Here is an 11,994-nt window from a genome sequence, read left to right as displayed (position 1 = left end):
CGTAAATAGCTATCCAATGTTAGTTTGAAAACAATACGGTAGAACCGTGATTTAAGCTAGTCAGTAGCAGTGCTTTCGGGTTAACAATATCGATGCGACGACTTTGCTCTGCATCCATCTTGATTACTTGAGTAATAAGCTCTAGTTGCTCTTGAGAGAAGTCTTGGCGCTGAGCCGATGTAACATCTTTAAACTCAGTTGGCGAAACCAGTAGGTAGTTGTCGTTGATATCCCACTGACCCGTCTCTGAAATGTTGATTACGTTAGCTGGTGCGGTTTGTGTGCCGTATAGCCTTACCACCGACATTCTCAGATACGTACCGTTTGGTAGATACTTAGCATTTGATGACAGCTCAACTTTACGCAGTGGACCGATTGAATCCGCTTGCTTGGTATCACTGATCAGCGTCACCATTTTTGATTGCCACTCATGTGAGGTAAGTAGGCGCTCTACTTTTGCGTCACTACCCCAATACAACCAACCACTTAGAAAAGCAGAAAGAACCAGTAATATAATAGATACTTTTAATTTCATGTTACTGGCCACCTTTACAAATGTCGTCTACGTCCGACTGGTTTGCATAAATTCTTAGAGTAATGTTTTCGCTAGAGTATTCTTGCGGGTGAATGTAGTTGAGGGCTAAGTTGTTAGTTTGCCCACCTGTCGCAATCACTTCAGTTGGTTTCAGCATACCAGTGTGATTGGTGTTGTAACGTAATACACACTTCTCAATAGCAGGAAGCCAGCTGGTAAGGTCTGGATGATTAATTGGTGACTGAACTTTTACACCATCGACTTCTGCTAATGTACGGAATTCAGATTCCGCTGGATTGGTAAAGGTGAGCACCATAATTGGCATCATGACAGCGGCAAACAGCAAACCAAGGATTAACCACTTGTTACTGTTCTTCGTGTCTGTAGCTGGTGGTACTTGCTGCGGCTCAACGGAAACCGTGGTTTCTTGAACTTTAGATACAGGCTCTGGCAGGCGAGTCTCAGAAACAACGTCTTCCGCCACAGATGCCGTTGCAAACGTTAAGCTTGGTTCTACGTCATTTTCTGCAATTTCAACTGCAGCAGGTTGGTCGTTTGATGAAAGTGGCGCTGAGCGTTCAACGGTTGCGATAAATTGATAACCGCGTTTAGGCACAGTCTTAACGAACTCTGGAGATTTCGTTGAATCTTTCAGCATTTTACGTAGTGTTGAAACGGCTTGAGTTAGGCTTGAGTCATCAACCTCAAAACCTTGATCACGCCAAACATATTCATGTAATTCATTACGAGTGATAACTTCATTGGGTCTTTCCGACAGCATTAGGAGAATGCGGCTTTCATTACTGCCAAGGCGTACGACTTCGCCGTCGCTCATTTGGTCAACAAGTGAGTTGCTGTTTGGATCGAATACGAACCGCTGCGCGAGAATAAACTTTGTGCCGATATTGCTCATTGAATTCTTCTACTTTGGGTTATTTTGAGTGCGAAATAGACAAATCTGAGGTGAAATTTATTCAAATCTTCACCAAATCATGACTTCTTTTATGTTCTTTTATATTTATGAGGCTCAAGGATAATAAAAACAGATCAAAAAAACAGTGTTTTTATGATTTTTGACCTTGAATTTACAATTGTCATCCTCATGTTAATGAACATCAGAGCGGTATTACGTATCCCGCCCCTGTAGTTTTCAACATAAAGTATAGATGTTTTGGAGTAAAAATGAGCGAAACAGCAACGCAAAATAAAGAGACTCGTGGCTTTCAATCTGAAGTAAAACAACTACTTCATCTAATGATTCACTCACTGTATTCAAATAAAGAAATCTTTCTACGTGAGCTGATCTCTAACGCATCTGACGCGGCTGACAAGCTTCGTTTTCAAGCACTATCAAACGGCGAACTTTATCAAGGCGACGCAGACCTCGGTGTAAAACTGTCATTTAACGCTGAGGCAAATACGTTAACGATTTCTGATAACGGTATCGGCATGAGCCGCGACAACGTTATTGAACATTTAGGTACCATTGCTAAATCAGGTACAGCAGACTTTTTCTCAAAGCTATCTGAAGACCAAAGCAAAGACTCTCAATTGATTGGTCAATTTGGTGTTGGTTTCTACTCAGCATTCATCGTTGCTGATGCGGTAACGGTTCGCACACGTGCCGCAGGTCTTGCAAGCAATGAAGCCGTGCAATGGCACTCTGCAGGTGAAGGCGATTACACAATCGAAGACATCACTAAAGAGTCTCGTGGTACTGACATCATTCTTCATATGCGTGAAGACGGTAAAGAGTTCTTAAATGAATGGCGTCTGCGCGAAGTGATTGGTAAATATTCTGATCACATCGGTATCCCTGTTTCTATCTTAACTGCGGTTAAAGATGACGAAGGTAAAGACACCGAAGAGAAACATTGGGAACAGATTAACAAAGCTCAAGCGCTTTGGACTCGTAACAAGTCAGACATTGAGAAAGAAGAGTACCAAGAGTTTTACAAACATGTATCTCACGACTTTGCTGATCCACTAACGTGGAGCCACAACAAGGTTGAAGGTAAGAACGATTACACAAGCCTGCTTTACATCCCAGCAAAAGCACCCTGGGATATGATGAACCGTGACCACAAGAGCGGCTTGAAACTTTATGTACAGCGTGTATTCATCATGGATGACGCAGAGCAGTTCATGCCATCTTACATGCGTTTCGTGCGCGGCCTGATTGACTCAAACGATCTACCACTGAACGTATCGCGTGAAATCCTTCAAGATAACAAGGTGACTCAGTCTCTTCGTGGTGCATGTACTAAGCGTGTACTTACAATGCTTGAGCGCATGGCGAAAAATGACAACGAGAAGTACCTAGAATTCTGGAAAGAGTTTGGCCTTGTAATGAAAGAAGGCCCAGCGGAAGACATGGCAAACAAAGAGAAGATCGCAGGTCTTCTTCGTTTCGCGTCTACAGAAGTTGATTCTGCAGACCAGACAATCAGCCTAGCATCTTACGTTGAGCGTATGAAAGAAGGCCAAGATAAGATTTATTACCTGACAGCAGATAGCTACGCAGCAGCTAAAAACAGCCCACACTTGGAGCAGTTTAAAGCAAAAGGTATTGAAGTGGTGCTGATGTACGATCGCATCGATGAGTACGTAATGAACTACCTAACAGACTTTGACGGTAAACAATTCCAATCGATCACAAAAGCGGGCTTAGATTTAAGCAAGTTTGAAGGTGAAGAAGAGAAAGAGAAGCAGAAAGAGACTGAAGAAGAGTTTAAGTCTGTTGTTGAGCGCACTCAATCTTACCTCGGTGATCGCGTTAAAGAAGTTCGTACGACGTTTAAACTCGCAACCACACCTGCAGTTGTTGTAACGGATGACTTCGAAATGGGTACGCAAATGGCTAAGCTTCTTGAAGCGGCAGGTCAAGCTGCACCTGAAGTTAAGTACATCTTTGAAATTAACCCAGAGCACGCACTTGTTAAACAAATGGCTGACGAAGCCGATGAGCAAGCGTTCGGCCGTTGGGTTGAGCTACTACTTGGTCAAGCGATGCTGGCTGAAAAAGGCTCTATGGAAGATCCGTCACAATTCTTGGGTGCAATCAACGAGCTACTAACAAAGCGTTAGTCTTTCGACTTTGGGCTAAACCACGAATTGTAATTAAAAGCCCGCAAATGCGGGCTTTTTTAATGAACGTCGTTGAAAATGTGTTAAACGTGGTCGACGTCACCGTTATCGTCACAACAAAATGAGGCGATGCATTCTTTAGTCGTAAATTCAGCCAAATTGAATATTAATGTGATAGAATGCTCGACCTAATCAGCTGGATTAGAATCCAATTCATTCCAGTTGTATGATTTTTAAACGTTATACCGAAACTTACCGTTTTGCTTCTACTTTGCTGTTTTGCTTAACCTCAACGGTTACTTAACGCTTTCTGTTTATCTAACCGATGAGCTAGGAAGTTGGGATAGTGAGCTTCGGTATAAATCATAATTTTATAAGAGGATTAAACATGCGCATCATTCTTCTAGGTGCTCCTGGCGCGGGTAAAGGCACTCAAGCTAACTTCATCATGAACAAATTTGGTATCCCTCAAATTTCAACTGGTGATATGCTACGTGCTGCTATCAAAGCGGGTACTGAGCTTGGTAAGCAAGCAAAATCAGTAATCGACGCTGGTCAGCTAGTTTCTGATGAAATTATCCTTGGTCTTATCAAAGAGCGTATCGCTCAAGATGACTGTGAGAAAGGTTTCCTACTAGACGGTTTCCCACGCACAATCCCACAAGCTGATGGCCTAAAAGAAATGGGTATCGCTGTAGATTACGTTGTTGAATTCGACGTAGCTGACGATGTGATTGTTGAGCGTATGGCTGGTCGTCGTGCTCACCTTCCTTCAGGTCGTACATACCACACTGTGTACAACCCACCAAAAGAAGAAGGTAAAGATGACGTAACTGGCGAAGAGCTAGTTGTACGTGATGACGACAAAGAAGAAACAGTTCGTGCTCGTCTAGGCGTGTACCATGAGCAAACAGCTCCACTAATCTCTTACTACGGTAAAGAAGCTGAAGCTGGTAACACTCAGTACCTTAAGTTTGACGGTACTAAGCAAGTTGCTGAAGTTAGTGCAGAACTTGAGAAAGCACTAGCATAATTGGCTAACAGCCAGTTTTAGAATTTGATATATTGGAAGCGACCTTAAAGGTCGCTTTTTTTGTCTCAATTTTTAGTACGATACCAATCTAAGATAATTAGGAGCCCTCAATTCAACGCACATTAGCTTTGAAAAGTTCGCTCATAATCGGAAGTTGATGTTGGTTATGTGTCACGCCAAATGATTATCTCAACATTTAGTGACAAGCAATGATCTTAAACTTCAGCAGATTAGTATATTACTCTCTACAAAATTACATATTGGTCTCTGGTATCTATGGAAAATAATAAAAAGCAGGGCGTTTTACTGGTGAACTTAGGTACGCCAGATTCTGCGACCCCAGCTGGCGTTCGTCGATTTTTGAGTGAATTTTTGCACGATAAGCGAGTCGTTAATCTAACGCGCTGGCTATGGTGTCCAATCCTGCACGGGGTGATTTTACCGATTCGTTCACCTAAAGTAGCCAAGCTTTATCAGTCGGTTTGGATGGACGACGGCTCACCGCTTCTTGTGTATTCACAAAGGCAAGCAGAGAAACTACAGAAGAAGTTAGAGATGCCTGTCGCGCTGGGTATGACTTATGGTAATCCAAGTCTAAAAACGGGCGTTGAGCAGCTGATGGAGCAGGGCGTTGAAGAGATCATCGTACTGCCTCTGTATCCTCAGTATTCAGGCACCACCACAGCTGCGGTTTCTGATGGTTTAACCAAAGCCTTTAAACAGATGCCTGTTATTCCTAGTTACCGCTTTATTCGTGATTACTATGCACACCCTAGTTACACCAAAGCATTGGCTGAGAGTGTTCGTAGCCACTGGGAGAAAAATGGCCGAGCGGATCATTTGGTTTGCTCTTTCCACGGCATTCCGAAGCGATTGGCAGATGAAGGGGATATCTACCCTCAACACTGTGAGGCGACAACTAAGCTACTAGCTGAGGAGCTTGGTTTATCTGCAGACGATATCACCATGACTTACCAGTCTCGATTTGGTCGAGAGGAATGGTTAAAGCCATACACGGATGAGACGCTTGAATCCTTGCCAAGCAAAGGGATCAAGAAGATCGATATCATGGCTCCAGCTTTCTCGGTGGACTGTTTAGAAACGCTGGAAGAGATTTCAGATCAGTGTAAGGAAACCTTCATTGACGCTGGTGGTTCAGAGTTTAGCTATATCATGTGTCTCAACGACAGAGATTCGCATATCGACATGATGGCTGAACTGGTAGAGATTCACCGTTAATATCGGCTAAATAAATACTAAAAGGGCTGCTCAATGAGCAGCCCTTTTTTGAATGTGTTCTAGCGTCTATTAGACACTGAACGATATTAGATATTAAGCAACAGAAGTTTCTGCAGTGCGCTCTTCTTTTGGTTCAGACTCTAGCGTCATGTTGCTCTCTACGCCGTGCATCCAAGATACAAGCTTACCAGCACAAAGAAGTAGTAAGATGCCGCTGATCGTTGCTGTAATTGCAATACCACTGAAGATTGCCATCGCGCCTAGTTCACCTACATGAGAGCCCACAAGGCCAGCTACGTAGTTTGCAATAGCGTTGAAACCAAACCATGCACCCATCATTAGTGATGCTAAACGTAGCGGTGCCAGCTTAGTCACTAACGATAGACCGATAGGAGATAGGCAAAGCTCACCAAGTGTATGGAAGAAGAATGCACCTACTAACCACAGCATCGAAGTTTTAACTGTAAGGTCACCACCTTGCTCCATTACCGCGCCCATCATGCAAACGAAGCCTAGCGCCAAGAAGAACAGAGCCATCGCAAATTTAACCGGTGAGTTTGGTTCACGCTTACCTAACTTCACCCAGAATGCAGCAATGATTGGTGCAAGTGTAATGATGAAGAATGGGTTTAGAGATTGGAACCACGCAGCCGGAACTTCAAAATCACCAATCATACGGTCTGTATATTGTTGAGTGTAGATGTTCATTAGGCCGCCAGCTTGTTCAAAGCCTGCCCAGAAAACAATCACGAACAGACCCATGATCAAAATAACTTTTAGTCGGTCAAACTCTTCTTTAGTTAGCGGTGCTTTCTCTTTCGATTTGTTCATAGCTTTTGCACGAGCAGCTGCTGGCACAGAACCGATATTACCTAGCCATGATTGAGCCATAGTCATTTGCATGATTAAGCTAATAACCATACCGATACCAGCCGCTAGGAAACCTGCTTTCCAGCCATATGAATCAACTGCTGCACCAGAGATAAGACCGCCTAGTAGCGCACCTAAGTTGATGCCCATGTAGAAAATAGTAAATGCGCCATCACGACGGTTATCACCTTCTTGGTAAAGGTCACCAACCATAGTCGAGATGTTTGGCTTAAACATACCGTTACCACTAATAAGCAGCGCTAAACCTAGGTAAAGTGCACTTACTTGGTCTAAGCCCATAAAGCCAGTAGGTAGAGCCAGCGTAAATTGACCAAGTGCCATAAGCACGCCACCGATTAGAATCGATTTACGTTGCCCTAGGTAGTTGTCGGCAATCCAACCACCGATTAATGGTGTGATGTAGACCAGGCCAGTGTAGATACCATAAAGATCGAGTGCGTCTTTTGTAGACCAACCCAGCCCGCCGTTGATTGTTGTATCTGTTAAGAATAAAACAAGAATCGCACGCATAGCGTAGTAGGAGAAACGTTCTCATAGCTCTGTGCTGAAAAGTAGAAATAGGCCTCTAGGGTGGCCAAAGATGTTGTGATTGCTTGGCATAAGTTTTACTAATTTTAGTTATTAAAAGATTTTATAGTTACTTATGTATACAGAGTGGGATAAACATCTGCAATAGAGGTATTTTATGGTAACGATAACCTACATTTCGTAAGTGTATGAAAATTATATGCTTTTCTGGTGATGTCGCCCTTAAAATGCGTGCTGCAAACTAATTTTCCAGATTTGAGCTGGTTGTTAAATGATCTCATTGAAAACATTCTTGAATATTAAAGGCGCAAGCTATCAATTTTATGTATCCTATCGCCATTAAAGGGAACGGTGTGTTTTATTTTTTGACTGTATATGCAGCCATAGAAGCGCACCTTTTGATTGGAAATAGAACTCTGTACAATGCTTAATCACTTTTATGTCTATAATTTTTGTTGATAAATTGGTTTGCTACGCATAATTTTGTGGCTATTAAGATTCATTTAGTTAATAGCAATTAAACCGTTTTAGGCTTGTGGTAAAATGTCCCCAAAATAGAAGATGGCTAGTTAAATGAAACGTTGGTATTTACTCTACTGTAAGCGTGGCGATCAAAAACGCGCTCAGCAGCACTTAGAGAATCAAGGGGTAGAGTGTTTTTACCCACAAATAGAAGTCGAAAAAGTAGTTAGAGGGAAAGAAAAGGTGGTCAAAGAACCGCTGTTCCCTTCATACGTTTTTGTTCGATTTGATTATGAACAAGGACCAAGCTTTACGACCGTTCGTTCAACACGCGGCGTAGTGGACTTCATTAAGTTTGGAGCGCTACCACATGAAGTACAAGGCGACTTGGTTTTTGAGCTTAAAGAACTTGAGAAGTATTGCACCAATGACGTCGAAGAGTGCTGTGCTGAGTTCGAATCTGGTCAGGTTGTGAAAATTACGAGTGGTCAGTTTGCAGGCATAGAAGCAATATTCCACCAGAAAGATGGTGAAGCTCGCTCTATCATGTTAGTGAAGATGATCAGCCAGGTGGTGCCTATCAGCATTGAGAATGAAGCACTGCAAGCTCAAGCTTAACTCTACAGTAAAAAGTGATACACCTAGGCTTAAAATAAAAAGGCGCATAATGCGCCTTTTTTAGTATCTCAAATTTGCCTGAGAGCTTACGCGTTGTAAGCGTCGTTGTGAACCGCTTGAACCGCACGACCTGATGGGTCTACACAGTTTTGGAAAGACTCATCCCACTCAATGGCTTTAGCTGATGAACAAGCGACAGATGGACCACCTGGTACACATTCTGCTGCAGATTCTAGCGGGAACAACTCTTCAAAGATTTCACGGTAAGCGTAGCCTTCTTTAGTCGTTGGCGTGTTGTATGGGAAGCGGAACTGCGCAGTTTCCATTTGCTTGTCCGTTACTTTCGCTTCAGCGGTAGCTTTCAACGTATCGATCCAGTCATAGCCAACCCCATCAGAGAATTGCTCTTTTTGACGCCATGCAATTGAGTCTGGTAGATAATCTTCGAAACACTCACGTAGGATGTGTTTCTCCATCTTACCGTTGCCACACATTTTGTCTTCTGGGTTTAAGCGCATTGCTACATCGATGAACTCTTTGTCCAAGAATGGTACGCGGCCTTCTACGCCCCATGCTGCTAGTGATTTGTTCGCACGAGCACAGTCAAACATGTTTAGAGCCAGCAACTTACGTACTGTTTCTTCATGGAACTCTTTTGCGTTTGGCGCTTTGTGGAAGTACAAGTAACCGCCAAAGATCTCATCAGCACCTTCACCAGACAGTACCATTTTGATACCCATTGCTTTGATCTTACGAGCAAGTAGGTACATTGGCGTAGACGCGCGAATTGTCGTTACGTCGTAGGTCTCGATGTGGTAGATAACATCACGGATTGCATCCAGACCTTCTTGAATGGTGTATGTCATCTCGTGGTGTACGGTACCAATCTTGTCTGCCACTTCACGAGCAGCGATAAGATCAGGAGCACCTTCTAGGCCAACCGCAAATGAGTGCAGTTGTGGCCACCAAGCTTCAGACTGTTCGTCATCTTCAATACGCATTGCCGCAAAGCGTTTAGCGACTGCTGAAGTGATAGATGAATCTAAACCACCAGAAAGAAGTACACCGTAAGGTACGTCAGTCATTAGTTGACGCTTCACCGCTGCTTCTAGTGCTTCCGTTAGGTCTTCTTTACTTGTGCTGTTGCCTTGTACTGCAGCGTATTCGTTCCAGTCACGAATATAGTAACGTTGTGGCTCTGCATCTTTCGAAGAGTAGAAGCTACCAGGAGGGAACTCGCTGATGGTCTTACATACAGGAACCAGAGCTTTCATTTCAGAAGCAACATAGTAGTTACCGTGTTCATCGTAGCCTTGGTAAAGCGGGATGATACCGATGTGGTCGCGGCCTACTAGGTATTCGTCTTTTTCTTCATCGTATAAAACGAATGCGAAGATACCGTTTAGCTCTTCTAGCAGGTCGGCGCCCATTTCTTGGTATAGCGCTAGGATAACTTCACAGTCAGAGTCTGTCTGGAACTGGTACTTATCTTCATAGCGAGCACGAAGTTCTTTGTGGTTATAGATTTCACCGTTTACCGCAAGAATGTGTTTCTTGTCTTGGCTGTATAGCGGTTGAGCACCACTATTTAGACCGACGATAGCTAAACGCTCGTGAGCAAGGATTGCTTTGTCACTTGCATAGATACCAGACCAATCTGGTCCACGGTGACGAAGCTTTTTAGACATTTCTAAAGCGATAGGGCGAAGTGCTGCGGCATCACTTTTTATGTCGAGAATGCCAAATACTGAACACATAGAACTTCCTTTTAAATAATTTCTAAATCAACTGTATTCAATTTGCCATTCTGGCTAAAAAAAGCAACCGGATGTGAGCAAAAAAATAATATAAAGGGTGTTATGTTAGAAATTATTTAATTATTTTGTTGTTTTGGTGTTTGGTATCTAAATGTGGTTGCTTTTTTATACAAAAACCTCTCAAAAGTGCGAAAATTCACAGCCTTGAGAGGTTTTTCTGAGAGGGATTTAGGCTAGATTTTGTTAATGTTTGGGTTTAATTGCTCACAAACATGGCGAGCAAAACCACTACCGGCTTCGCTGTAGATATTGAATGCGGCATCAACACCATTCTCTTTCAAGGTTTCGAGTTGATCAGGGTATTCTGCGATAGCTGCGATCTGTCCTTTAAAGTTACGTGACTTTAGTTGATCTAAAGCGGTCTGGTTACCTTGGTGATGTGGCATGGCTAAGATAACCAGCTTTACATTCGCAGTATCTAAGATGCGCTCCCAGAAGTCTGGGTCGGTCGCGTCGCCAGAAATCACGTTTCTACCGTGGCTTCTGTGGTTGTGTGCTGCTTCTTCACGAACTTCGACACCTAAACTTACCTTGCCATAGCGAGAGCGTAATTCGTCATAAGCACCAGTACCAATTCGGCCCATACCAAGAATAAGCACTTGGGCACGACCAGGATCAATTCGCTTATCGCGTCGGTGAAGCTTTTCTGAGGCATGCTCTTTTAGCCATTTACCTGACTGCTGATAAAGCTTGTGACCAGCTCGATTTAAAGGTGCAGCGATTAAGAAAGACAGCGAAACCGCAATCGCGACGGCAACTAGGATATCGCCAGACATCCAACCCATCTTGAAGGCTAGGCCACCAACGATGAGGCCAAATTCGCTGTAGTTAAACAGTGATAAAGAGGCAAGTAGAGACGTTCGAACACGGAACTTGAAGCGGTTAAGCACCAAGAAGTAGAGAACTCCTTTCACTGGCAGCATCAGCAAGAACAAGATTGCAAGCATAAAGCCTTGAATGGTTGGTTGCTCTGACAAACCAATGTTCAAGAAGAAACAGACAAGGAAAAGCTCTTTAAGGTTAAACAGCGATTTTGATAACTCTGAGGCTTTTGGATGACCAGCAAGCAGCATACCTAGAACAAGAGCGCCCAGGTCTGGCTTAACACCAACCAAATGGAATAAACCAGCACCGACGACTAATGCGAAGAAGATGCCGGAAAGAACCAACATTTCGCCGTGTCCAACCCAATCAAGAATTTTGTAGAACAGTGGGCGTAATAAAGGTAGGGCAAATAGCGCAATTGCATACCACTCTGGTATTTTACCGGTCGAGGCCGTTAGGAATACCACCGCGAAAATATCTTGCATGACCAAGATACCAATCGCCAATGTACCGTAGGTCGCATTCATTTCGCCTTTCTCTTGAAGAGTCTTTACCGCAAATACGGTACTCGAGAATGATAGGGCGAAGCCGAGTAGAACAATCTGCTCGGCTGACATAGCTGCCAGTGACGAAATGCCAAGGAACTTAAAACCAAATAGGGCGACGGCAAAAAACAGAGTGGATAAAAGGTTATGTATTGTCGCGCCAGCCCAGATCTCTTTAGAGAGTAGGGTTTTGATATCTAGCTTCAAGCCGATGGTGAATAGGAGCAGGGTGACACCGAGGTCAGCCAAGGTAATGATGGTGTCATTCGTTTCGAAACCAAAGGCGAAAAGCCCAAATCCCGCAACCAAAAAACCAACCAGTGGCGGAAGATGACATTTTAAAGCAATAAATCCTGCGATAAACGCAGTGGATATTAATATAAGTTCCATAACTTGTTGTTGTAGTTCCCTAGC

At 43.5% G+C, this 11,994-nt stretch carries 8 protein-coding genes and 1 pseudogene; 4 read left to right on the top strand and 5 right to left on the bottom strand.

Annotation, left to right across the window (positions count from 1 at the left end):
* Positions 1-19 precede the first annotated feature (19 nt).
* Both OH460_RS19775 and OH460_RS19770 read right to left on the bottom strand, forming a co-directional pair.
* Positions 20-535 (bottom strand): regulatory protein ToxS, encoded by a 516-nt coding sequence (locus OH460_RS19775; protein ID WP_008223800.1) that lies wholly within the window; start codon positions 533-535, stop codon positions 20-22.
* 1 nt (position 536) lies between these two features.
* The gene (locus OH460_RS19770) at positions 537-1,448 is read right to left on the bottom strand and encodes a transcriptional regulator (RefSeq protein ID WP_061034170.1); all 912 of its coding nucleotides are present in this window, start codon (positions 1,446-1,448) and stop codon (positions 537-539) included.
* Between the two features lie 269 nt (positions 1,449-1,717).
* On the opposite strand from OH460_RS19770, the gene htpG reads away from it, so the two are divergent.
* The 3 genes from htpG to hemH all read left to right on the top strand — a co-directional run bounded on the left by htpG (position 1,718) and on the right by hemH (position 5,894).
* Positions 1,718-3,622 (top strand): molecular chaperone HtpG, encoded by a 1,905-nt coding sequence (gene htpG, locus OH460_RS19765; protein ID WP_116871763.1) that lies wholly within the window; start codon positions 1,718-1,720, stop codon positions 3,620-3,622.
* A 388-nt stretch (positions 3,623-4,010) separates the two neighbouring features.
* Entirely contained in the window at positions 4,011-4,655 is a 645-nt protein-coding gene (gene adk, locus OH460_RS19760; RefSeq protein ID WP_004737884.1) for an adenylate kinase, read from the top strand.
* Positions 4,656-4,931: 276 nt separating this feature from the next.
* The gene (gene hemH / locus OH460_RS19755) at positions 4,932-5,894 is read left to right on the top strand and encodes a ferrochelatase (protein ID WP_008223805.1); all 963 of its coding nucleotides are present in this window, start codon (positions 4,932-4,934) and stop codon (positions 5,892-5,894) included.
* A gap of 93 nt (positions 5,895-5,987) precedes the next feature.
* On the opposite strand, the pseudogene OH460_RS19750 reads toward hemH, so the two are convergent.
* A pseudogene (locus OH460_RS19750) lies at positions 5,988-7,385 on the bottom strand (peptide MFS transporter).
* A gap of 501 nt (positions 7,386-7,886) precedes the next feature.
* Here OH460_RS19750 and rfaH point away from each other — a divergent pair.
* A complete protein-coding gene (rfaH, locus tag OH460_RS19745; RefSeq protein WP_061034165.1) occupies positions 7,887-8,393 on the top strand; it encodes a transcription/translation regulatory transformer protein RfaH in 507 nt (168 codons plus the stop codon).
* Between the two features lie 86 nt (positions 8,394-8,479).
* On the opposite strand, the gene asnB is transcribed toward rfaH, so the two are convergent.
* Both asnB and OH460_RS19735 read right to left on the bottom strand, forming a co-directional pair.
* Entirely contained in the window at positions 8,480-10,150 is a 1,671-nt protein-coding gene (gene asnB, locus OH460_RS19740; RefSeq protein ID WP_061034164.1) for an asparagine synthase B, read from the bottom strand.
* A gap of 233 nt (positions 10,151-10,383) precedes the next feature.
* Complete coding sequence (locus OH460_RS19735) at positions 10,384-11,970, bottom strand: cation:proton antiporter family protein (protein ID WP_269999236.1); 1,587 nt, start codon at positions 11,968-11,970, stop codon at positions 10,384-10,386.
* Positions 11,971-11,994: the final 24 nt, after the last annotated feature.

The sequence above is a fragment of the Vibrio sp. Makdt genome, from assembly GCF_027587015.1.
GTDB lineage: Bacteria > Pseudomonadota > Gammaproteobacteria > Enterobacterales > Vibrionaceae > Vibrio > Vibrio chagasii_B.
Note: the sequence above shows the minus strand (reverse complement) of the source record. Positions and strands in the feature narration are given on the sequence as shown.